The 22659-nt window shown below is 61.6% G+C and carries 22 protein-coding genes; 10 read left to right on the top strand and 12 right to left on the bottom strand.

What is annotated here, in order from left to right:
* The first annotated feature begins 32 nt into the window (after positions 1 to 32).
* Positions 33 to 341 (top strand): hypothetical protein, encoded by a 309-nt coding sequence (locus B9Z47_RS08735; RefSeq protein WP_233253727.1) that lies wholly within the window; start codon positions 33 to 35, stop codon positions 339 to 341.
* A gap of 92 nt (positions 342 to 433) precedes the next feature.
* Here the strand turns inward: B9Z47_RS08735 and B9Z47_RS08730 are convergent, their stop codons facing one another.
* The 3 genes from B9Z47_RS08730 to B9Z47_RS08720 are packed head-to-tail and all read right to left on the bottom strand — an operon-like array spanning position 434 to position 4783.
* Complete coding sequence (locus B9Z47_RS08730) at positions 434 to 1672, bottom strand: efflux RND transporter periplasmic adaptor subunit (RefSeq protein ID WP_108330874.1); 1239 nt, start codon at positions 1670 to 1672, stop codon at positions 434 to 436.
* Positions 1669 to 4038 (bottom strand): ABC transporter permease, encoded by a 2370-nt coding sequence (locus B9Z47_RS08725; protein WP_108330873.1) that lies wholly within the window; start codon positions 4036 to 4038, stop codon positions 1669 to 1671. Before B9Z47_RS08725 ends, B9Z47_RS08730 begins: the two co-directional genes overlap by 4 nt.
* Before the next feature lie 7 nt (positions 4039 to 4045).
* Complete coding sequence (locus tag B9Z47_RS08720) at positions 4046 to 4783, bottom strand: ABC transporter ATP-binding protein (protein WP_108330872.1); 738 nt, start codon at positions 4781 to 4783, stop codon at positions 4046 to 4048.
* Positions 4784 to 5018: 235 nt separating this feature from the next.
* Between B9Z47_RS08720 and B9Z47_RS08715 the strand changes: the two genes are divergently transcribed.
* Positions 5019 to 5453 (top strand): host attachment protein, encoded by a 435-nt coding sequence (locus tag B9Z47_RS08715; RefSeq protein ID WP_108330871.1) that lies wholly within the window; start codon positions 5019 to 5021, stop codon positions 5451 to 5453.
* Between the two features lie 55 nt (positions 5454 to 5508).
* On the opposite strand, the gene B9Z47_RS08710 is transcribed toward B9Z47_RS08715, so the two are convergent.
* Both B9Z47_RS08710 and metK read right to left on the bottom strand, forming a co-directional pair.
* Complete coding sequence (locus B9Z47_RS08710) at positions 5509 to 6162, bottom strand: phosphoribosyltransferase (RefSeq protein WP_108330870.1); 654 nt, start codon at positions 6160 to 6162, stop codon at positions 5509 to 5511.
* Positions 6163 to 6379: 217 nt separating this feature from the next.
* A complete protein-coding gene (metK, locus tag B9Z47_RS08705) occupies positions 6380 to 7561 on the bottom strand; it encodes a methionine adenosyltransferase (RefSeq protein ID WP_108330869.1) in 1182 nt (393 codons plus the stop codon).
* Positions 7562 to 7738: 177 nt separating this feature from the next.
* On the opposite strand from metK, the gene B9Z47_RS08700 reads away from it, so the two are divergent.
* Both B9Z47_RS08700 and B9Z47_RS08695 read left to right on the top strand, forming a co-directional pair.
* Positions 7739 to 7960 carry a SlyX family protein gene (locus B9Z47_RS08700; protein ID WP_108330868.1) on the top strand — a complete coding sequence of 74 codons (222 nt, stop codon included), beginning with the start codon at positions 7739 to 7741 and terminating at the stop codon, positions 7958 to 7960.
* Positions 7961 to 7965: 5 nt separating this feature from the next.
* Positions 7966 to 9030 (top strand): RNA methyltransferase, encoded by a 1065-nt coding sequence (locus B9Z47_RS08695; protein WP_199226334.1) that lies wholly within the window; start codon positions 7966 to 7968, stop codon positions 9028 to 9030.
* A 31-nt stretch (positions 9031 to 9061) separates the two neighbouring features.
* On the opposite strand, the gene B9Z47_RS08690 is transcribed toward B9Z47_RS08695, so the two are convergent.
* Genes B9Z47_RS08690 through B9Z47_RS08680 form a run of 3 tightly spaced genes read right to left on the bottom strand, consistent with a single transcriptional unit; the run spans position 9062 to position 12028 of the window.
* Positions 9062 to 9958, bottom strand: coding sequence for a DMT family transporter (locus tag B9Z47_RS08690; RefSeq protein ID WP_108330867.1), 897 nt, complete (start codon positions 9956 to 9958; stop codon positions 9062 to 9064).
* 8 nt (positions 9959 to 9966) lie between these two features.
* Positions 9967 to 10476: a methylated-DNA--[protein]-cysteine S-methyltransferase gene (locus B9Z47_RS08685; protein ID WP_108330866.1), complete on the bottom strand. Its 510-nt coding sequence runs from the start codon at positions 10474 to 10476 to the stop codon at positions 9967 to 9969.
* A complete protein-coding gene (locus B9Z47_RS08680) occupies positions 10463 to 12028 on the bottom strand; it encodes an Ada metal-binding domain-containing protein (RefSeq protein WP_108330865.1) in 1566 nt (521 codons plus the stop codon). Before B9Z47_RS08680 ends, B9Z47_RS08685 begins: the two co-directional genes overlap by 14 nt.
* A gap of 153 nt (positions 12029 to 12181) precedes the next feature.
* Here B9Z47_RS08680 and B9Z47_RS08675 point away from each other — a divergent pair, with 153 nt between their 5' ends.
* The 4 genes from B9Z47_RS08675 to B9Z47_RS08660 all read left to right on the top strand — a co-directional run bounded on the left by B9Z47_RS08675 (position 12182) and on the right by B9Z47_RS08660 (position 16783).
* The gene (locus tag B9Z47_RS08675; RefSeq protein ID WP_108330864.1) at positions 12182 to 13585 is read left to right on the top strand and encodes a phosphomannomutase/phosphoglucomutase; all 1404 of its coding nucleotides are present in this window, start codon (positions 12182 to 12184) and stop codon (positions 13583 to 13585) included.
* A gap of 2 nt (positions 13586 to 13587) precedes the next feature.
* Entirely contained in the window at positions 13588 to 14457 is an 870-nt protein-coding gene (locus tag B9Z47_RS08670; protein ID WP_108330863.1) for a glycosyltransferase, read from the top strand.
* Between the two features lie 10 nt (positions 14458 to 14467).
* A complete protein-coding gene (locus B9Z47_RS08665; protein ID WP_158271650.1) occupies positions 14468 to 15712 on the top strand; it encodes an O-antigen ligase in 1245 nt (414 codons plus the stop codon).
* Between the two features lie 156 nt (positions 15713 to 15868).
* Positions 15869 to 16783, top strand: coding sequence for a glycosyltransferase family A protein (locus tag B9Z47_RS08660; protein ID WP_108330861.1), 915 nt, complete (start codon positions 15869 to 15871; stop codon positions 16781 to 16783).
* Here the strand turns inward: B9Z47_RS08660 and B9Z47_RS08655 are convergent.
* Positions 16780 to 17589 (bottom strand): glycosyltransferase family 25 protein, encoded by an 810-nt coding sequence (locus B9Z47_RS08655; protein ID WP_108330860.1) that lies wholly within the window; start codon positions 17587 to 17589, stop codon positions 16780 to 16782. The two genes, B9Z47_RS08660 and B9Z47_RS08655, sit on opposite strands and share 4 nt — an antisense overlap.
* An 83-nt stretch (positions 17590 to 17672) precedes the next feature.
* Between B9Z47_RS08655 and B9Z47_RS08650 the strand changes: the two genes are divergently transcribed.
* Positions 17673 to 18737: a glycosyltransferase family 4 protein gene (locus B9Z47_RS08650; protein WP_108330859.1), complete on the top strand. Its 1065-nt coding sequence runs from the start codon at positions 17673 to 17675 to the stop codon at positions 18735 to 18737.
* Positions 18737 to 20080 carry a 3-deoxy-D-manno-octulosonic acid transferase gene (locus B9Z47_RS08645; protein ID WP_233253726.1) on the top strand — a complete coding sequence of 448 codons (1344 nt, stop codon included), beginning with the start codon at positions 18737 to 18739 and terminating at the stop codon, positions 20078 to 20080. Before B9Z47_RS08650 ends, B9Z47_RS08645 begins: the two co-directional genes overlap by 1 nt.
* Before the next feature lie 217 nt (positions 20081 to 20297).
* Here B9Z47_RS08645 and B9Z47_RS08640 read toward each other — a convergent pair whose 3' ends face one another.
* Genes B9Z47_RS08640 through B9Z47_RS08630 form a run of 3 tightly spaced genes read right to left on the bottom strand, consistent with a single transcriptional unit; the run spans position 20298 to position 22658 of the window.
* The gene (locus B9Z47_RS08640; protein ID WP_108330858.1) at positions 20298 to 21611 is read right to left on the bottom strand and encodes a TolC family outer membrane protein; all 1314 of its coding nucleotides are present in this window, start codon (positions 21609 to 21611) and stop codon (positions 20298 to 20300) included.
* A 48-nt stretch (positions 21612 to 21659) separates the two neighbouring features.
* Positions 21660 to 21989: a rhodanese-like domain-containing protein gene (locus B9Z47_RS08635; protein WP_108330857.1), complete on the bottom strand. Its 330-nt coding sequence runs from the start codon at positions 21987 to 21989 to the stop codon at positions 21660 to 21662.
* 9 nt (positions 21990 to 21998) lie between these two features.
* On the bottom strand, positions 21999 to 22658 hold the full coding sequence (locus tag B9Z47_RS08630; RefSeq protein ID WP_108330856.1) for a protein-L-isoaspartate O-methyltransferase: 660 nt from the start codon (positions 22656 to 22658) through the stop codon (positions 21999 to 22001).
* Position 22659: the final 1 nt, after the last annotated feature.

Raw genomic sequence — 22659 nt, 5'->3', positions numbered from 1 at the left:
CTGCGTTATGGACGTGTGAAACACTTCATCCTATGAACGAGGTCGACATGACGCCAGAAGCAAGTCAAGAATATCACCGTGCCGTTGAAGAGGCGGCCAATGCCTTCATGAAAGTGATGGCACTGCGGGGGTTCAATGTTCGGGATTACCCGCAGAACTTTGTGGCTCAGATGGCCAAAACCACCCGTTTTGATTTTGAAACCAGCCGCCATGGTGCCCATGGCCGTGCCGACGCATTGGTGTCGGACATGCTCAGCGTGGTGGCACCTGTTCCCCAGCCGGCAATGTCCAGCAAAAGCAAAACACGAGCCTTTCCCTCGCTGCGCAGCCGTCTGGCTTGAGCGCACGCCGGTCGGCCGGCATCGCTGACTGCTGAGTCGGGGCGTTGTCGGTGGCCCTGAATGTCCGGTTTCGACAGGCCTTGTCTCTGCCGTCAGTTTTTGGCACCAGAAACCGCTTGCCCCTCTCGCAGCTTGCCTGGGTAGAGGACGACGCTGTCGTCCGGTTGAATCGGGCCGGGTTCAATCCAGGCCACATCGGCATTGCGTTCTTTGACCTGCACCGTTTGTCCTTGGGCACGACCGTTGCGCACGGACCAGACTCGCCAATCCTTTGCAGCGCGCACCAAGGCGGCACTGGGTACCAACAAGACCTTATCGGCCACAGATACGGTGATGCGCGCATCGACCCGATAGCCATCGCCCAGGCGATGCTGTGCCACCTGTTGGGCTTGTGCAGGTGAGAGTTCCACCAGCACATTGACACGTTGTTCCTCGATCCCCAGTACAGACAGCTTGGTGAAGGCGGTCGGCTCCAGGCGTGTGACTTGGGTCATCAGTGGCGTATCACGCGCATCCAGAAAGAGTTTGACCGGGGCTCCGGGCTGGATGCGTTGGGCGTCGGAAGACAGCACGTCGAGGATGGCTTCCAGCGATGTGGTGTCGCCAATTTCAAGCAAGGCTTGCCCGGTTGTCACTGGGCCTGCACTGCTTTGGTGGACTTTGACGACCTGGCCGTGGACGGGACTGGAGATGGCCCAAAGCTTGTTTGAGGATGCGCCGTTGACTGGCGCAAAGCTGGCCAAGGCCGCCTGCGATTCGGCCCAACTGAATTGGGCAGCGAGCAACTCGGCTTGGCCTGCTGCCAGCGCTTGCTCTGCGGAGCGTTGTGCGAGCCTCGCCTGATCCAGTGCCGAAGGTGCGATGAAATTTTGCTGTGCCAGTTGCTGCGCTCTTTGTGCTTGCAGACTGGCTTGGTCCAGTGCCGTTTGAAGTTGTTGCAGCCTGGCATGGGCGGCCTGGCGTGCCGCATGGTCGCGGCCTGCCCGTTGCGTCAGAACGGCGCGGTTGCGCGGGTCAATCAAGGGCGATGCTGCGGAGGCCAGCCAGGCGACCGTCTCGTTTTGAGTGACGATGTCACCCGCCTTGAGGGTGGGTCTTTGCAGCTGCCCCGAAGCCGGAGCGGCGACGATGTAGCGATGTTTCAAACGCAATTGGCCCTCTTTTTCAACCACTTGCTCAAAGCGTCCGATGCTGGCCGAGCCCAGCGTCACGACCAAGGGGCGAGGTGCAAAAGACCACCACAGCAGGCCCAGAACGCCCAGGCCGGCCAGGGTCCAGAGCAGCCAGTGCTGCCAGCGGTGCGGTGATGGTGGCGGGCTTGGGGCATTCATTCGCGGACTTTCAAAACAGCGACCAAGTCGAGCTGGTCAATTTTTCGGCGCACCAGCAGTGCACTGACCAGGCCTGCGGCCAACACGATCAAGGCTGCCCAAGCATAAGTGGAGGGCGCGATGACCACCGGAAAATCGATGTTGTCGGATGCCATCAGGTGCATCAACAAGGACGCCAGCGCCCAACCGGCGATCCCGCCGACAGGCAGTGCCAGCAGCAACTCGGCACCCAACTGGCCCAGCAGCAAAAGCGAGACCTCGGTACGCGTCATGCCCAGGACACGCAAGCTGGCCAGTTCCCATGCCCGCTCGGACAAGCTGATGCGCGCCGAGTTGTACACAATGGCCACCGCCATGGCGATGGCAAAAAGCGTCAGAATGGCGCTGAAGATGCCCATGTTGCGCGAGGTAGAAGCCTGAAAACTGGCCATTTCCGAGGCCTTGTCAAACACCGCCACGATCTCCGGCGCTTGCTTCACGGCCGACCAAAATGCGGGCATGAGCGCAGCGTCCACACGCAAGCTGGCCTCTGTGACGGCCGAGCCTTCGCGTGACAGGCGGTTCATGGCGTCCAGACTCATGAAAACTTGTTTGCCCATCAGGGTGTGGACGACGCCCACCACTTCCACTTGTGCGCGGGTTTGACGTCCCATTAAAAATGCCACTTCGACACGGTCGCCCACGCGCACCGCCAACTGTCGTGCCAGCAAATCCGACATCAACAGCCCTTGTGCAGGCACGGGCACCGGGCCTTGCAGCGCATCGACTGGCCTGAGCAAGCGGGCGCAGGCATGCAATCCCAACAATGCGCCTTCTTCGCTGACCCCGCGTGCATGGATGCGAACAGCTTCGGTGCGGTTGGCTTCGGCATGGATCACCCCCGGCATGCGTTGCAGGTCTTGCACCACCGATGGCGACACCGCATTTTGAAATTGCACCACCACATCGCCGCGCTGCACTTGCTGAAATTGCACCTCCATGATGTGGTCCATCGCGTCCATCCAGAAGGCTCCTGAGATTTGCAAGGCCACGGCCAGCGCAATGCCGGTCACGGTGAACAGCGAGCGCCAGGGGCGGTGCTCGACGTTGCGGATCACCATGCGCATGCCCGTGCTCACCTGGCGGCCCACGCCGCTGCGCTCCAGCAAGGTCTTGCGGTAACGTGGCGTGGCCGGCGCTTGCATGGCCTCGGCCGGTTGCAGACGCACCACCGTGCGCACCGCACCCCATGTCCCCGCAATGGCCGCTGCCAAGGTCCAGGCCATGGCCACCGCCACCAGCCAGGGCGTGGTGCTGTAAGTCAATTGCTTGAATCTGAACACCTCGCCATACAAAGCCAGCATCTGTTGGCCGATCCACTGGCTCAGCAGCAAGCCAGCCAGCAGGCCCAAACCGGTAATCACCAAGCTCAGGGCCATGTAATGGCCAGCGATTGTGCGGTCGGTGTAGCCCAGTGCCTTGAGTGCTGCAATCTGGCCGCGCTGAGTGGCCACTTGTCGGGTAATGACCCCGTTGAGGATGAAGATCGAGACAGCCAGAAAGATGCCGGGCAGCACCGTCCCCATGACTTTCAGTTGCGAGAGTTCATCGCTCACAATCCGTGCCGACATTTGCTTGTCGCGTCCCATGGCACCCCGCGTGCCGTACCGATCCAGCAGCGCATCGATCTGTGCGATCACCGACGGCTCCTGGAGGCTGTCATGGAGTCTGAAAGAGGCCTGGTTGAAGGCCCCTTGCATGTCAAACGTCTGCGCCATGCGCTCGTGATCGATCCACCAGATACCGAAGGTCTTGTCGTCAGGCATGCCGCCACGCGAGGCAAACACATATTCTGGCGAAATGGCCGTGCCGACGATGTGCACCGATTGCAGCCGACCGTTGAGGATGGCATTGACCTTGTCACCAGGGCGCAGCTGATGCGCCTGTGCAAAACGATCACTGACCAGGGCTTCCAGTGCCTGACCTGGCTCGGGCCAGCGACCGCTGCGCAGGCTCACGGCGTTCAGGCCTTGCTGCTGTTCGTGTGCACGCCCCAGGTTCAGCCCCACAAAGCGGCCCGTGACCGGTGCTTGGGCATCGGGCAGGGCGATGGGCGCGTCCATGGTCGTGGTGAGCTGCACTTGCGCCACACCTTCGATCATGCGCAAGCGGTCCAGCCACTGTGTCGGGGCACGTTTGACGTGAATGAAGACATCTGCCAGGCGGTTGTCGCGGTAAAAACCATCGCGGGAACTCTGGAGTGACTGATGCACCGAGAACATGCCCACAAAACCGGCCACCCCGATGGCGACCACCAAGGCCATGGTCAGGACCTGCGGCCACAAGCGTTGCAGATCGCGCCAGAGTTTGATGTTCAGGGCTTTCATGAACGGCTTACCAGCGCAGCGTGGACGCGGCCACTTTGTGGTGGTTGACCTGGATGTCCACGATGCGGCCCCCGGCCATGCGCATCACGCGGTCGGCCATGTCTGCAATGGCGGCATTGTGGGTGATGATCACGGTGGTGGTGCCCAGATCGCGGTTGACTTTTTCGATGGCTTGCAGCACCACGATGCCGGTGGCGCAGTCCAGCGCGCCTGTCGGCTCGTCGCACAGCAGCACCTGGGGACGTTTGGCGATGGCGCGCGCAATGGCGACCCGTTGTTGTTCGCCACCGGAGAGTTGCGAGACAAAGTGGTCCATGCGTTCAGTCAGGCCCACCAGCGCCAAAGCGTCTTCAGGACGCATCGGCGCGGTGGCCATGTCGGTGACCAGCGCCACATTTTCCAGCGCTGTGAGGCTGGGGATCAGGTTGTAGAACTGGAACACAAAGCCCACATGTTCGCGCCGGTAGCGGGTCAGTTCGGCATCGCTGGCACCCGTCAGCTCGTGCAATTCACCCTGGTGGAACCATTGGGCACTTCCTGCCGTGGCATGGTCCAGTCCACCCAGGATGTTGAGCAAAGTGGATTTGCCACTGCCCGACGCCCCCAGCAAGACCACAAACTCGCCTTGCATGATGCGCAGATCCACCCCGGACAGCGCTTGCACGGTGGTTGCACCCTCGCCATAGACCTTGGTGAGGTTGCGTGCCACAAAAACGCATTCGGCCGGGGCTGTGTTGTGGGTCATCTTGTGGTGTCGGAGCAAGTTGTAGGGCGTGTGGCGTAACCCAAGGCGAGCACGGTGGGCACACGCATCAGCCTTGCATTGACGCATGTTTGGGGGGCGCAGAACTTGACGTTGGTCAATCAGCTGGTGTGCAGCCGGGCGCAGAACCGCAGGTTCTATAACGACCGATCAATTGACCCCGGGCCGGCTTGCCCGAAAAATCAAACCCTCCATCAGACTGAAAAAGGAGGGGGACATGTTGCAAAAACACTGGATCTTGGTCGCCAATGCTTCGCATGCGCGGCTTTTTGAGCGCTCATCCGTGAATGAGCCCTTGGTGGAGTTGGCCGATTGGCTCAACCCGGAAAGTCGCATGCAGGCCCGAGAGACCGAGCGTGCCCCCTTGGGTCATTCGTCATTCGGACGGACAGGTTTGGCGCCCCGCTCAGACCTCAAGCAGCACCATCGCAGCGAGTTTGCCCAGACGCTGGCGGCTTATTTTCGGGAGGCCGTTTTGAACCAAGGTCTGAATGCCTTGGTCTTGGTGGTGTCCCATCCCTTCATGGGGGAGTTGTTGCTGCATTTGGACGCGCCGGTACAAAAAACCATCGTGGCCAAGCATGCGCTGGACTTGACGTCCTTGAATGTCACGGCGTTGGACAAACGCTTGCGCACCGAATGCCATGTCTGAGGCATGTCTGAGGCATGACGGAGCCATGTGCTGCCTGCCGGCCTCTGCAGCGGTCTCACGGGCACCGGATTTGTGGCGTGGGTTGCGCTGGTGCACGCAAAAATTCAAGCACTTGCGCATCGCTCACTTGTGGGAATTGCCGGTAAAACTGCGCCACCGCCATGAAGTCTTCAGGGGCGGACAGGCAGACCGTTTCGTCGGCCAAGGGTTGAATTTTGGTCAAAGCTTCCGGGCTGGCCACCGGAATGGCGCAGACCAAACGCTGCGGGTGGTGTTGGCGCAGGGCTTTGAGTGCCGACATCATGGTGGCCCCCGTGGCCAAGCCATCGTCTACCACGATGACCACACGCCCCTGGACCGGAATCGCTGCCCGAATTTGGCTGTATTGCTGGCGACGCGACTTCAGGGTTTTTATCTGCCGCTGGATTTCATTTTTCACATATTGCGGGTCGATGCCGAGCGTGGCAGCGTAGGGCGAGAGACAGGCCAGACCCGTTTCGTCCACCGCGCCAATGGCCACTTCGGGCTGAAACGGTGCGCGCAGTTTGCGCACCAGCACCACGTCCATTTCCCCATGCAGGGCTTGCGCCATCCACACCCCCATGGGCACAGCGCCACGGGGGATCGCCAGCACCAAAGGGTTTTGGCCTTGGTACTTTTGCAGCGCCTTCGTTAGTTGGCGGGCGGCATCAAGGCGGTCTTTGAACATGGTGGGTTCCGTTGGCATGGTTTGACTGGATTGTCAAAACAAGCCGCCTCGGCTGTCTGTGTCGGGTGCCACAGACCAGGCCCTCGACAAGCGGTCCCTGATGTGGCTTGCATACCGGTATGCCCAACCTGAACGCAAAAAAGCCGCTCAACGGATGCTGAGCGGCTTGTATTTTTACCCCCCCATGCTTGTCGGGGGGCTTGTCGTTCGCTGGGGCTTAAAGGCCTGCAGCTGCTTTCAGTGCAGCAGCGCGGTCGGTGCGCTCCCAGGTGAAGTCGGGCTCGTCGCGGCCAAAGTGGCCATAGGCGGCGGTCTTGCTGTAGATCGGGCGCAGCAAGTCCAGCATCTGGATGATGCCTTTGGGGCGCAAATCAAAGTGTTCGGCCACCAGGGCCGACAACTTGTCGTCCGAAATCACGCCAGTGCCGGCGGTGTTCACGGTGATGTTCATCGGGCGGGCCACGCCAATCGCGTAAGCCACTTGCACCTGGCACTGGGTGGCCAGGCCTGCGGCCACGATGTTCTTGGCCACGTAGCGTGCGGCATAAGCAGCCGAGCGGTCCACCTTCGATGGGTCTTTGCCCGAGAACGCGCCACCACCATGCGGGCAAGCGCCGCCGTAGGTGTCCACAATGATTTTGCGACCCGTCAGGCCGCAATCGCCCTGGGGGCCACCAATCACGAAACGGCCGGTTGGGTTGATCAGGTATTTGGTGTCTTGCAACCACTCTTTGGGCAGCACGGGCTTGATGATCTCTTCGATGATGGCCTCGGTGAAGCTGGCCTTCATTTTGGTGGCGGTTTCCGACTGGTCGGGGCTGTGCTGGGTGGACAGCACCACGGTGTCGATGCTGTGGGGTTTGCCGTCCACATAGCGCATGGTCACCTGGCTCTTGGCGTCGGGGCGCAAGAAAGGCAGACGGCCATCCTTGCGCAGCTGGGCTTGGCGCTCCACCAAACGGTGGGCGTAGTAAATCGGGGCGGGCATCAGCTCTTGCGTTTCCGAGCAGGCATAGCCAAACATCAGGCCTTGGTCGCCTGCGCCGATGTTCAAAAAGTCATCCGATGCGTGGTCCACACCTTGGGCGATGTCGTTGGACTGCTTGTCGTAGGCCACCAGCACGGCGCAGCCTTTGTAGTCGATGCCGTATTCGGTGTTGTCGTAGCCGATGCGCTTGATGGTGTCGCGGGCCACCTGGATGTAATCCACATTGGCTTGCGTGGTGATCTCACCGGCCAGCACGACCAGACCAGTGTTGGTCAGGGTTTCGGCGGCCACGCGGCTGAGCGGGTCTTGCTCAAAAATCGCGTCCAAAATCGCATCAGAGATCTGGTCAGCAACTTTGTCGGGATGGCCTTCGGAGACGGATTCCGAGGTGAAGAGGTAGTCGTTGGACATGAAAAAAGCTCCTAAAGTTTCAGCGGTTTGTCGGCGTTGCCGACCCTGAAAACCCGGAGCCTGGCGAACGCTTTAGCAGAATTTGTGAATCGCCCTGCAAGTAGTTCAGTTAACTCGGCGATGCGAGGATTATAAAAGATCGCAAAGGCCCCGCCAAAATCATGTCCAATACAGCCCATGGACATACCCACCCTGATTGAAAACCGCCTGATCGACCTGGAGATCAAGGCCGGCTTTACCGAAGACCTGCTCGACCAGCTCAATGCACAGGTCTATCGCCAGCAGCAGCAAATTGACGCGCTGATTCAGGAGCTGCGCCAGATGCGTGACCGTCTGCCCGAATCGGGTGGCGGTGCCGAGCTGCGCAACCTGCGCGACGAAATCCCGCCCCATTACTGAAACTCATGCACAGCATTCAGGACATCCGCGACCATTTGCGCGCTCTGGGGGCCAACGCCCTTCACGAGCAGCGTGTGCTGCGCCTGTGGGCGCAAGCCAAGCCGCAGGACAGCGGTCGCCGTCCGCTGGAGAGTTTCATGCCCACGGCCGTGCGCGAGGCCCTGCCCGCGCTCAGCCAAACCCTCAGCGGCCTGGCCACGCTGCGCGAGCAGCACCCTGGGCAAGACGGCTCGGCCCGTTTGTTGGTGGGCCTGCAAGACGGCCAGACGGTCGAAAGTGTGCTGCTGCCGCGCGATGGCTTGTGTGTGTCGTCGCAAGTGGGCTGCGCTGTGGGCTGCGTGTTTTGCATGACCGGGCGCGAAGGCCTTATCCGCCAAGTGGGCAGCGCCGAGATCGTGGCGCAGGTGGCGCTGGCCCGGACGCTCAGACCCGTCAAAAAAGTGGTGTTCATGGGCATGGGCGAGCCTTCGCACAACCTGGACGCGGTCATCGATGCCATTGACCTGCTGGGCACGGTGGGCAACATCGGCCACAAGAATCTCGTGTTTTCCACCGTGGGCGATGCGCGGGTGTTCGAGCGCTTGCCGCAAGGCCGCGTCAAACCGGCACTGGCCTTGTCTCTGCACACCACGCGGGCCGATTTGCGGGCGCAACTGCTGCCCCGTGCCCCGCGCTTTGACCCGCAGGATCTGGTGGAGGCGGGTGAAACTTATGCCTGCGCCACCGGCTACCCGATCCAGTACCAGTGGACGCTGATCGAGGGCGTGAACGACAGCGCCGAAGAAATCGACGGCATCGTGCGCCTGCTCAAAGGCAAATACGCGCTGATGAACATGATCCCCTACAACGCGGTGCCCGATTTGCCCTACGCGCGGCCCAGCTGGGAACGTGCGGCAGAAATCGCCCGAACCTTGCACCAGCGCGGCGTGCTGACCAAATTGCGCCAGTCGGCGGGGCAGGATGTCGATGGCGGGTGTGGCCAGCTCAGGGCGCGGGATGTGCAGCGCGTGCAACCCGTGAAAATGTGGGTGTCGGGGCTGAAGCCCGCGACCTGCAAATCTGTCCTGTAGGTCGGCACCTTCAGGTCTGACGTCTTTCAGCTCAACGCCCCGGCAGCTTGACCAGCCCGCTGGACAGGGCGGTGCCTGCCAAAATCACCGCACCACACAGCAGCATCCAGGCGGTCACGGTTTCACCCAGAAACAGCACCCCATAGGCGATGGCAAAAACTGGCACCAAAAAGGTGACCGTCAGCGCCCGCGCAGGCCCCGAGTTCTCGATCAACTTGAAATACAGGATGTAGGCCACGCCTGTGCACAGCACCCCCACCACCAGCAATGCCCCCCAGGCCGAGGCGCTGGGCCAGTGGTCTGGCCTGAACCACAGCGCAGGCAACACCAACGCCAGCGTGGCCCCGATCTGGCTGCCGGTGGCGGTGACCAATGGCGGCAGGCTGGGGATGTGTTTTTTGGTGAAGCTCGCGGCCAGCGCATAGCAAGTGGTGGCCCCCAGACAGGCCAGCACCGCCCAGGCTGGGGCAATGCCCGAGGCGTTGGGCTTGAAGCTGGCTTGCCCACCCGCCAACAGCACCACGCCGCCAAAGCCGATGGCCAGACCCACGGTGCGCGACAGGCTGGGCTTGTCACCCAGCCAAACCCAAGCGACGAGCGCGCCAAACAAGGGCACTGTGGCGTTCAGGATGGACGAAAACCCCGTGGTGATGTGCATCACGGCAAACGAGTACAACGCGAAGGGAATGCCGCTGTTGAGCACGCCCACAAACAGCACCGGCTTCCAGTGTTGGCGCAGCTCGCCCCAATGGCCTTTGGCCAGCATCAGGGGCAGCAGGAAGACCGAGGCAATGGCCACCCGAATGGCGGCGGTAGGCAAAGCGCCCAGTTCCAGAGCCGCCACACGCATGAACAAAAAAGAGGAGCCCCAGATGGCGGCCAGGATCAGGAAGTCGGCCAGCCAGCCTTTGGCGTGAGGTGGATTCATGAAAGATGTCAGATGCCGGGGTGGCCTTCAAGCCGCAGCAGCGCTTGTTTGCGCCACAGCCCGCCTGCATAACCCGTGAGTTGGCCACCGGCACCCAGGATGCGGTGGCAAGGCACGATGATACCCACAGGATTGCGCCCCACGGCCGCACCCACGGCACGCACGGCACGCACGGCCTTGGGGTTGGCCAATTGCCGTGCCAGATCCCCGTAGCTTTGGCTTTTGCCCGAAGGGATGGTCAGCAAGGCCTGCCAGACCGATTGCTGAAACGGGGTGCCCGCCGACAGGTCCAGGGGCAAGTCAAACTTCAGAAGTTCGTTGGCAAAGTAGGCGTGCAGTTGCCGTGATGCCTCTTGCAGCAGGCTGTGCGAAGACTGGGGTGTCCAGCTTTGCATGCGTTCTTCGGAGGGGCCGTGGCGCTGTCCCTCAAACCAGACGCCGCACAGGCCTTGTGTCGAGGCGGCCAGGATCATGGGCCCCAAGGGGCCGTCCAGTCGTTGGGTGTCAATGGTTTTCATCGGAAGCCTCAGGGGTGGGGGACAAGCGTTGCCAGGCCGCGATCAGGGCGTAACTGCGAAAGGGTTGCCAGGCCAGGCCCAGCTGTGCCGCCGCCTGCGCGGGTGCAGGGTGTTGCCGCACACCCAAAGCAGTTTGCAGCGCCACGTCCTGCACCGGCCAGGCGTTCACCCAGCGCAGTGCGCGCATGGCAACGTAGTGTGCCGTCCAGGGGCCGATGCCGGGCAAGGCCAGCAGCGCCTGCAAGGTGGGCTCCAACGGGGCCTGGGCATGCAGCTGCAAGGCACCTGATTCAACGGCTCTCGCCAGCGCTTGAATGGCTTTTTGCCGTTGGCGTACCACGCCCAGGCTGCCCATGAGCGCGGCGTTTTCTTCCAGGGCCAGAGTGGCCGCGCTGGGGAAAGTCCGGTTCAGTTCGGGCCAAGGCGTTTCGCACGGCTCACCCAGGGCATTGACCAGCCGCTGGCCCAAGGTGCGCGCGGCCTTGACCGTGATTTGCTGGCCCAGGATGGCGCGCACGGCCAGCTCGAAACCATCGAGGCCACCCGGCAAGCGCAGGCCCAAGGTGTGTGGAAAATCCAGTTCGATCACCTGCGCAATGGCCGCCGGCTCAGCATCCAGGTCCAGCCAGTCGCGGACCTGGGCCACCAGATCGGGCAGCACCGGCAGCAATTGGGGACTGGTGCGCAAGTGGACCCAGGGGCGTTCCGAGTCCCATTGCACTTCCAGCCAGCCGCCGATGACCCCTTGCTGATGGGGCCAGCGAACGGTTCGGCGCAACACGGCGCGCGGGCCTTCACCATGCCAGCTTTCCATGCCTGGCAGTGAGCGGTCTTTGAAAAATTGCCACAAGGCCCCGATCTGGCAAGGCGGCCGGTAGTGCAGCACCAGCGCCAAGGCGGTGCTTGACGCTGCGTTCTGGCGCTGCGTGCGTGGCGGGCGCAATTGTCCGGGGCTGAGTTGGTAATGTTGGGCAAAAGCCGCGTACATGCGCCGTGTTGAGCCGAAACCGCTGACTTGCGCCACCTGAGCCACAGACATCGGGCTGTCGTGCAGCCACTGTTTGGCGTGCAGTAGCCGCTGGGTTTGCAGGTACTGCAGGGGTGAAACCTGCCAATGCCGCAAAAACATGCGCCGCAGGTGGCGGTCGCTCACGCCCAGCTGTGCCGCCAGAGCCGTCATGGTGGGTGGTTTGTCGCCTCGCTGGATGGCCGTTTGCAGCTTCCGGGCGGCGTGTTCGGCCAGAACCGCTTCGGCATCGGTTGTGGACCAGAAGCGGCGGGCCGGTGCCAGCTCCGGACGGCAACGCAGGCAAGGCCTGAAACCATGGCCCTCGGCCTGCGCGGGGGTTTCAAAGAAAAGGCAGTGGGTCTGGCGCGGCAACTTCACGCGGCAAACGGGTCGGCAGTAAATGCCTGTCGTGGTGACGCCCGTGAAAAAGACGCCATCCCAGGCCGCATCCCGTTCGGCCATGGCCCGATAGCAGCGCTGCGCATCCAGGCCTGACGTTGTTGCAGGCCGGGTGGGCAGGGCGGTGGCGTGGGGGCGTTTCATGAATGGCCATGTTAGCCACAAAAGCGGGTGGGCGGCCGGGATGCGGGTGTCGTTTCCGGACCCATGGTGTCAAAGAGATGGCGCGCTTGCCCTCTACAATGGAACCCACAATTCCCAAGTCGGTTCTGGCAGCCTTTTTGATTGGTTTATCCCATGCAAGTGACATCCTCCATTTTCAAAGCCTATGACATCCGCGGCGTGGTGCCGTCTACCCTGAACGAGCAAGTGGCCGAAGGGTTGGGCAAAGCCTTTGGCACCCACGCACTGGCCGAAGGCCAGAGCACTGTGGCCGTGGGACGCGATGGCCGTTTGAGCGGGCCCAGTCTGTCGGCCGCGCTGATTCGCGGTTTGGTGGCGGCGGGCATCCAGGTCATTGATGTGGGTCTGGTGACCACGCCCATGCTTTACTTTGCGGCCCACACCGCCTGCCAAAGCGGTATCCAGGTCACGGGCAGCCACAACCCCAAGGACTACAACGGCTTCAAGATGGTGCTGGGCGGGCGCGCCATTTATGGCGACGAGATTCAGGGCCTGCGCCAGATGATCGAAGCCGAGACCTGGCAGCTGCAAGGCGGCGGCAGCGTCACGCAGCTGGACGTGCTGGCCGACTACACGCAGCGCATTGTGGGCGACACCCGATTGTCGCGCCCCATGAAGATCGTGATTGACTCGGGCAACGGCATCGCAGGCGCTTCGGCCCCCGGCATCTTCCGGGCTTTGGGCTGCGAGGTGATCGAGCTGTTCAGCGAGGTCGACGGCAACTTTCCCAACCACCACCCCGACCCGAGCAAGCCCGAAAACCTGCAAGACCTGATCGAGACCCTGAAAACCACAGACGCCGAACTCGGTCTGGCCTTTGACGGCGACGGCGACCGGTTGGGCATCGTGACCAAGGACGGCAACAACATCTACCCCGACCGCCAGATGCAGCTGTTTGCCGAGGACGTGCTCAGCCGCGTGCCGGGTGGCACCATCTTGTTTGACGTGAAGTGCTCACAGCGCCTGGCCCCGGCCATCGAGGCCGCAGGTGGCCAAGCTTTGATGTACAAAACCGGCCACTCGCTGATCAAGGCCCAGATGCGGGCCATTGAAGCCGCAGGTGGGCAAGCCCCTTTGGGCGGCGAGATGAGCGGCCACATCTTCTTCAAGGAGCGCTGGTACGGCTTCGACGATGGCACCTATGCCGGTTGCCGATTGCTCGAAATCGTCAGCCAATCCCCCGATGCCAATGCCGTTTTGAACGCCTTGCCCAGCAGTTTCAGCACACCCGAGCTGAACGTGGCCTGTGCCGAAGGCGAGCCACACAGCGTGACCAGCGCTTTGCAGGTGCTGGCCGGTGACGCCTTCAAGGCCCCTGCCAAAGTCTTCACCATTGACGGCCTGCGGGTGGACTGGCCCGATGGTTTCGGCCTGATCCGGGCCTCGAACACCACGCCGGTGCTGGTGCTGCGTTTTGAGGGTCACACCGAAGCCGCATTGCACCGCATCGAAGCCGAGATGCTGGCCCTGCTGCGCACGGTCAAGCCGGATGCGCAGATCCAGGCGGCGGCGCACTGAGCATGGACTTGCACGACCTGGAGCAGGTGACGGTGGTGGTGGTGACTCACCACAGTGCGCATTGCCTTGCAGGCTTGAATGCTTTGTTGCAGCACTGCCCTCATGTCATCATTTCAGACAACGCGAGCAACGACGGAACGGCCACTCAGGCACAAACTTGTTGGCCGCATGCCACTGTGCTGGCGCATCCTGAAAACCTGGGTTTTGGCGCCGCCAACAACCGGGCCCTTGCCTTGGTCAGGACGCCATTGGCATTTCTGCTCAATCCCGATTGTGAGATCACGCTGACCTCCTTGATGGCTTTGGTCGCACATGCACAGTCCATGCCGGAAGCCGCTTTGTTGGCCCCCCAATTGGTGGACGCGCGGGGCAAGCCTGAGGTGAATTACCGTTGGCCACACAGCTTGTGGACCTCGCGGGGGCCGCAGGCCCAAGGCGCTGCGTGCGTGGGTTTTGTGTGCGGTGCCGCCATGCTTTTTCGCATGGCGAGGTTCCAGAGCACGGGATTTTTTGACGAACGTTTCTTTCTGTATTACGAAGACGATGACCTGTGCCTGCGCCTGTTCAAGGCCCGCCTGCCCTTGGTGGTGGTGCCCGATGTGGTGGCGTTGCACCGTTCTCGCGGTTCGGTCAAGGGCGGCTCACCTTGGAAAAGCGAGTACGTCAGGGGCTATCACCACGCCCAATCCAAATTGATTTTTGAAGAAAAGCACGGTTCTCGCCAGCAAGCGCTGCGCGACCGGCGACGTTTGTTGTGGGTCACTGCGTTGGCGCTGCCTTTGCGTGCGATCTTGTTTTCTCCCAAGTTGCTGGCCCGCATGCTGGGGCGCTGGATGGGCTTGTTGCATTGGTCATCGAATGACACGGTTTGAGTCCCACACCTTGAGTCGCAGCGAATCGATCCAGAATGTTCTGGTGTTTGCTTTCTTGTCCTTGTCATTGGTCTTGCCGGGGGCTTATGTCTTGCTGTGTTTGGCACTGACGGGGATGGGTTTGTGGCCCATGGGGCGCTGGCGAAACCATTGGACGGCGCTGTGGCAGTGGCCCGAGGTTCGGCGCATGGTGTGGGGTGTGGGTCTGTTTGTCGTCATGGGCATTTTTGTGGGTTTTTGGTACGGCTACAAGCTCAGCTATTACGAAGCCTTTGTGCCGTTTGTCCTGATGCCCTTCATGCTCAGCGGGGTCATTGGCGCACGGTTGCAAGCCCAAGTCCTTTGGCTGGGCGCAGCCACGGGGGCGATCCTGGCGGGCGCATTGGCCAGTTACCAAAGTCTGGTGATGCACATCGGTCGTGCCATGGGGGCCATGAACCACCCGATCGTCTTTGGTGATTTGGCCGTGGTGCTGGCCTGCATTTCCTTGTTTGGAATTTTGTTTTTTGAACAAGCCCGATCGTCCTGGCTTGTGCGGATGTACATGGTTTTCGGTGCGGTGTTCGGCGTGTGGGCCTCCTTGTTGAGCGGGTCCAAGGGGGGCTGGCTGTCCATTGTCATGGTGCTGATTGTTTTTGCCTGGAAATTGATGGCTCAAAAACCGGTGATGTGGCGCTTGGCCAGTGTGCTGGTCATTGGTTTGTTGGTGGCCAAGGGGGTGTGGTTGGCCCCCGATGAACTGGTTGTGCAACGTGTTCAGCAAGGCTTCAATGGGGGTCTGCATTGGTACAAGACCGGTGAGGTGGTGGATTGGTCGGTCAGCATCCGTCTGGAACTGTGGTCTTACGCTGTGCACCTTTTCGCGGAACGGCCATGGTTGGGTTGGGGTGGTGGTGAGGCTTTGAGGAAACTGGGCGAGCACTTGAAGCCTTTGGCGGTGCCAGAGGGCATTGCACCGGTTTTCGAGAACGACATCTTGCATTACGCGGCGGTGTCGGGGCTGGTGGGCCTATCGTCCTTGGTGGCCTTGTTTGGTGGCTTATTTGCCGGATTCTGGCAACTCCAGCGCCGCAAGCATGCGCGCATCCAAGCCTATGTGTTGTTGGGCATGTTGTTGGTGGTCTTGATTTTTGAGTTTGGCTTGACCGTCAACGCCCTGGGGCGCAATGCTTTTCGTTATTTTTTCAGCACCCTGACGGTGATGTTGCTGGGACTGGCCTGGATGGCTGGTGATGACAGCAAGGACCGGCCATAAGCCGATCTGGTTGTGGCCTATGATGTGTGCGCCTTCGGTGCACGGCACGTCATGCACTGCCCAGCCTTTCGGCCGGGCCTGCTGTGCTGGCCATGATCCATCTCGCCTTGGTGGTTTGGCCAATCCTTTTTGCCTGCGAACAGAAAGCCTCTTGACATGACGTCTGCGACTTTGGACATTGCGATTTTTTCATTCAATCGTGGTGCGTATCTGAAAAATTGTGTGGCGTCTTTGCAGCGCAATTTGCCAGGCGTGCCCTTCACGGTCTATGACGACGGCAGCGACGATCCTGAAACCGTGCAGTACCTGTGCAGCTTGGGCGAACGCGTGCGGCACATGAAGTCAGGACTCGACGACCGGCATGGCGGCTATTACAACAACATGCAATCGGCGCTGGAGGCGACACAAGCCGACTTTTTGCTGATGCTGCAAGACGATTTGCAAATCGTTCGACCCTTTGATGCTCGCGATCTGTCTTTGGCCCAACTTGTTTTTGAGCAATGCCCTGATGTGGCCTTCATCAGTCCGTTGTTCATGAAAGGCAGCAAAAGAGATTATTTTGAGACCCGCTATCGGGCGGATTCGAGCTTGCGGTGTTACCGCTGGTCTGCGGCCCATCCCGAGGCCAGTGCTGTGCCGCAGAAATACGCAGACATCGCGTTGCTGAATGTCGAACGCTTGCGGCAGTGCGGCTGGGTTTTCGCTTCATCAGAACAAGCCAATGGGGAGTTGGCGGGCGCACATTTTGCCGACATGGTGCAAATGGCCGACCCCTTTGTGTTTTATGTGCCGGAAGAACCGGCTTACCGTGGGCGTGTGCTGACTTTGGGTGCGAAGCTGGCCGCCAAGATGGCGGGTAACCGGGTCAAGTCGTTCATTGAAATGACGCAGCAAGAATCCTGCGCATTCGGGCAACGTCCATTGCAGGCTTATCCGTTTGCAGAAGACTTTGTGAACACGCACGATCCCCGGGTCAAAAAGCCGTACAAGTTCAATGTCTACCGTACCCGCTGGTTGCCTTTGATTTTGAACAAGCTGGAGCTGCTGTGGCGTCGCTATATTTCCCGTTAGTCGGGCGCTTTTGAAAATTGCGGCAGATCGATGCCCACCATTTGACGCCGCGCACGGCTCATGCAACTCAAAAAGCGCCAAGCCAATCGCATTTGCGAGCCCAAGCGGCGCAGCTTCAACCGAACCCCTTGTGTCCAGTGCTGGGTCGGTGGGCTGGGTACTTTTTCGCGCGCAATCAAGGAGTGTGGTGCGATCGGACAGACAACGCCATGGTCTTGGGCCACATCGGCCTGGATCGCAAACGCCGGGACGGTTTGCCAGGATTGCAGGGTGTAAGTGCTGGAAATAAAGGCATCTGCCAGACCCATACCGACAGCCTGAAATTTTGCAAGAAGCTGACGCGCACCGGATGGCCACAAAACATAGGCGGCTGCGCCGGTGCGGTCCTGCAGCAAGGGGTGCAGGACTGCTTGGGCGTCTTGGCATGCGATGAATGACTGGCCCAGCAATTTCTTGCGCCGACGGGTTTCCAGGCAAACGTGGTCGATGTTTTTCAAGTTTTGCAATTCCTTGAGCAGACGAGGCGTGTTGCGGGCCAGTATCGCGTCATCTTCCAGAATCAGGGCGGGGGCGTCATCTGCAGCAATCTTTTGCCAGACCGCATGGTGACTGAGAAAACAAGCGACTTCGGTGATCTTGAGTGGGCGTTCCCATGCAAACGCATGGGCCTGGAAAAACGCCTCCGGAATGTCTGCCGGGGTGTGGGCATCGATGAACACCGCAGCCAGCCCGAGTTGCTCGGCCTGGTGCGTTTGAAAAGCCCGACGCTCCCGGGCTGAGGGTAAATTCAAGATGTAGGTTTTCATGCAAGGGATGCCAAAGTCGTGCTGGGGAATATAACTGCTGGTGCTCTCTATAATTTCCCGACCCTTACTCCCATCGGGACGCTGTGCTCCATCCCAACCCCGACGTCATCGTCTTCAACATCAAACAACGCTACACCGGCGTATCGGCCACGGTCAACGCCCTGGTTCCACTGCAAATGCAGCAATGGCGGCTGGGTTATTGCGGCACCACGATGTCCAACCGGGTGGCGGGCTTGTCGGTCTGGCAAGCCCTGAACATATCGCGCAAACCGCCTGAGGGGCGGCGTTTTCGCATTTGGCATGTGCGGCGTGACCCGGAAATGATGCTGGGCATTTTTGCCCGCGACGTGCTGCGCCTGCCGATCAAGCTGGTCTTCACCTCGGCGGCGCAGCACCTGCACGGGCGCTTTCCGCGCTGGCTGATCGCCAAAATGGACGCGGTCATCTCGACCACGCCGCTGGCGGCCAGTTTTGTGCCCAACACCACGGCCGTGGTGCCGCACGGCATTGACCTGTCGCGCTTTGCCTTATCGCCCGACAAGCTCAAGGCCTGGGCCGATTCTGGCTTGCCTGGCCAATACGGCATTGGCGTGTTTGGCCGTGTGCGGCCCGACAAGGGCAGCGACGTGTTTGTGGACGCCATGATCGAGGCGCTGCCGCACCTGCCCGGCGCGACCGCCGTGATTGCGGGGCTGGCCCAGCCCCAGCACCAGGCCTACCAGCAAGCCCTGATCGACAAGATCGCCCAAGCCGGCTTGTCCGAGCGCATTGTGTTTCTGGGCGAAGTGCCTGCAGGCGAGGTTCACCAGTGGTACCAGCGCTGCCTGCTGTGCGTGGCCTGCCCGCGTTATGAGCCGTTTGGCTTGACCCCGTTCGAGGCAGCGGCCACAGGTTGCGCTTTGGTGTGTTCGCGCACCGGCGCGTTTGACCAATTGGTGTTGCCCGGCATCACGGGCGAGCTGGTGGACACGGGCGATGCGCCGGGTCTGGCACGCGCCGTGCGCCAGGTGCTGGCCGATCTGCCTGCAGCGGTGCAGATGGGCCAGGCAGCGCATGACCGGGTATCGCATGAATTTTCTCTGGCCAAAGAAGCCGAAGGCATTGGCCGGGTCTACCAACAGCTGTTTGACCGGGCGGCCGGGCGCTGATGCGGGCCGCTTTGTCTTGGGCAGAGCGCCTGGCGCTGGGCGCATATGGCGCAGTGATGCGCGGCCTGCAACCCCTGCTGCGCCGCAAACTGCAACGCCGAGGCCTGCAAGAGCCTGGTTATCTGGCGCACATGCCCCAGCGTTTTGGTTTTTACGACGAGGCCCCGCCTGAGCCGGGCCGCATCTGGGTGCATGCCGTTTCGCTGGGCGAGACCCGGGCGGCAGCCATCCTGATTGCGTCATTGCGCACCCTCTGGCCCGACATGCGCTTGTTGCTTACCCACAGCACCGCCACCGGCTGGGCGCAGGGGCAATCGCTGCTGCGCCCGGGTGATGCGCAGGCCTGGCTGCCCTGGGACACGCCCGAGGCCACGCGGCGCTTTTTGCAGCACCACCAGCCCCGGCTGGGCATCCTGATGGAAACCGAGGTCTGGCCCACGCTGGTGCAGGCTTGCGTCTTGGCACAGGTGCCGCTGGTGCTGGCCAATGCCCGCTTGAATGACAAATCGCTGCGCTCGGGCCTGCGCTGGGCGCTGTTGTCACGGCCCGCTTACCGGGGTTTGACAGCGGTTCTGGCGCAAAGCCCGGATGACGCAGCGCGCCTTCAGCAGCTGGGTGCCAAGGTGCAGGCGGTGCTGGGCAACCTCAAATTCGACGTGCCGCCCCAGCCCGATGCGCTGGCGCTGGCCCAAGTCTGGCGCAGCCAGTGGCAAGTCCAGGGCCAGTCCCGGCCGGTGGTCATGCTGGCCAGCACCCGCGAGGGCGAAGAGGCGCTGTGGCTGCAGGCGTTGGCGGCCGATGCGGATCGGCTGGCGGCGTTCCGGGCGGCGGGTGTGCTGTGGCTGCTGGTGCCCCGGCACCCGCAGCGGTTTGACGAAGTCCATGCGCAGGTGGCTGCACAGGGCTTGTCGGTGTTTCGCCGCTCGGCCTGGACGCCGGATGCGCCAGACCCTGCCGATCAGGCAGAAAAAACCGAGGTGTGGCTGGGTGACAGTCTGGGCGAAATGCCGGTGTATTTCCAGAGCGCCGACATGACTTTGCTGGGGGGCAGCTTCATGCCGCTGGGCGGCCAAAACCTGATCGAAGCTGCTGCCTTTGGCTGCCCGGTCATCATGGGGCCGCACACTTTCAACTTTGCCGAAGCCGCACAAAACGCCGAAACCGCTGGCGCTGCGGCGCGGGTGGCCGACATGAACGGTGCCCTTGATCAGGCCATGGCCTGGTTGCATGAGCCTTCTGCATGTAAACGGGCTCGCCAAAAAGGGCTGGATTTGGTGGCCCAAAGCCGAGGTGCTGCTGAGCGATATGCGCAAGCGCTGACCGCGTTGAGCTGTCCAGCATGAAATCCCGTCAGCTGTTGAGTCGGTCCGGCCGGGTGATTGCCTGGTGGGTGCCTGGTGCGTGCCTGGTTTGGGCCCGCTCAGGCATGTCACGCTGTAACTTGGGGCAGGCCAGTCAACTGTTGGGCCCTCCCTTTACCCAGCCGTTCCGCTTCAGATGCCGGTTGATCTGAAGCGGGAGAGTGAGTTTGGCAGGTGGCCAGCGCCACCAGGATTCAACTCATTTTTGCAGCAAATTGTGGATGCTTTGCAGGTCCTCGGCTTGCAACGTGCCGCTGGCCTGGCGCAGGCGCAGCTGACCCAGCAACACGTCGTGGCGTGCTTTGGCCAGATCGCGCTTGGTCTGGAACAGCTGGCTTTGGCTGTTGAGCACATCGATGTTGATGCGCACACCCACCTGGTAGCCCAGTTTGTTGGCGTCCAGGGCACTCTGGCTCGATGCCTCGGCCGCTTGCAGGGCCTTGACCTGGCTCAGACCTGACTGCACGCCAAAGAACGCCGTGCGCGTGGCTTGGGCCACGCTGCGCTGTGCAGCGTCGAGGTCGTTGCGGGCTTTGTCTTCAAGCGACAGAACTTCCTTGATGCGGTTTTGCGTGGCGTGTCCGGCATACAAAGGCAGATTGAAAGCCAGGCCCACCGTGGCGGCGTTGGTGTTGGGCTGGGAGGTGGCGCCATTGCGAAAACGATTGATGCCATAGCTGGCGGTCAGGTCCAGGGTGGGCAGATGGCCTGCCTTGGCTTTGTTGATTTCCAGCTGGGCCACGTCCAGGCCAATGCGGGCTTGGGCAATGCTGCCGTTTGCCTGTTCGGATTGGGCAACCCAGGTGTCTACGGTGCCCAGGGGCAGGCGGTCCAGATCGACAGCAGCCAGCAGGGGCTTGGGTTGTACGCCGGGCGTGCCCACGGTGTCATCCAAAGCCAGCTTTTTGATCCGCAGTTCGTTATCGGCCGCAATTTCCTGGGCGATGACGAGGTCGTAGCGGGCCTGTGCTTCGCGGGTGTCGGTGATTGTGGAGGTGCCCACTTCAAAATTGCGCTTGGCTGCCGCCAGTTGCTCCGCGACAGCAGATTTCTGGGCCTTGACAAAGTTCAGGCTCTCTTGTGCGGTGAGCACATCAAAGTAGGCCTGGCTGATGCGCACGATCAACTCCTGCTCGGCCATTTTCAGCTGGGCTTGTGCCAAGGCGACTTGCTTCATGCCTTGTTCGTAACTGGCCTGGTTGGCGGGGCGGTACAGCGGCTGGCTGGCTGTCAGTGTCAGGGCGCGGGTGCCGAATTGACGGTCAGCTGACGGGGTGGTCTGGTTGCTCAGATCGGTTTCCGACAGGCTGCCCCCCAGGCCTGCCGTGGGGCGCAGCAAGGCCTTGGCCTGCTCAGCCTTGGCCAGGTTGGCCTCGTACTGTGCACGAGCTGCCTTGTAAGGGGCGTCATGGCCTTTGGCCGCTTCGTACAGTGGAACCAGGCTTTGGGCCTGGGCACCGCCTGCAAAGGCGGCCATCAAGGCCAAAGTCAAGGGCAGGGTGCGCAGTTTCATGGCGGCTCTTTTCTAAAAATCGGACTAAAAATCAGACCACAGGGCGATTCAGTAAACCGGTATGCCGGGGTCCACTTGTGCAGACCAGGCGTGGATGCCACCGGCCACGTTCACGACCTGAAAGCCGTGTTGCAGCAAAAAGGCGGCCACTTGCATGCTGCGGCTACCGTGGTGGCACAAGCAGGCAATGGGGCGTGATTTGTCAAGTTCGTGCAGCCGCGCCGGGATGGTTTGCATGGGCATGTGCACCAGGTCCAGGCCATCGGGTTGGGCGCTGGCGGTCTGGCATTCCCAGCCTTCACGCACATCGAGCAAGACGGGGCGTTGGGTCTGGGCTTTCGCCCAGTCAGCGATTTGGGAGGGGTAGAGCTGGTCCACGGCGAGCGATCAGAACTTGAAGCGGGAGGGTTCAGCAAATCCGCTCAGGCGCGGGGCATTGCAGTCCCAGGGCTCGGTGGTGGTCCAGCTGTTTTGGCCCGTGCGGGTGATCACGGTGGCGCGCATCATGGGCTCATCGCCGACGATGGCGACCAGGCGGCCGCCCACGGTCAGTTGTTGCAGCAAAGCGGCGGGCACCTCGGCCACGGAGCCATTGAGCAAGATCACATCAAACGGGCCGTCGGCGACAGCGCCCTGGCTGCCATCGGCCTGGCGCACGGTGACGTTGGTCACGCCGGCTTTTTGCAGGTTGGCACGGGCCTGATCGGCCAGGCTGGTGTCGATTTCCAGGCTGAGCACGCTGGCGGCCTGGTGGCCCAGCAAGGCGGCCATGAAGCCCGAGCCGGTGCCGATGTCCAGCACCTTGTCGGTCTTTTGCACGGCCAGGTCTTGCAGCAGGCGGGCTTGCACGCGGGGGGCCAGCATGACCTGGTTGGGCGCTGCACCCAGCGGGATGTCCATGTCCACAAAGGCCAGGGCCTTGTGGGCCAGCGGCACAAAGTCTTCCCGGCGCACGGTGGACAGCAGCGCCAGCACTTGCGGGTCCAGCACTTCCCAGGGGCGGATTTGCTGCTCAATCATGTTGAAACGGGCCTGGTTCAGATCCATT

The organism is Limnohabitans sp. 2KL-1 (assembly GCF_003063435.1).
GTDB lineage: Bacteria > Pseudomonadota > Gammaproteobacteria > Burkholderiales > Burkholderiaceae_C > Limnohabitans_A.
This window is presented reverse-complemented; position numbering and strand designations above follow the sequence as displayed.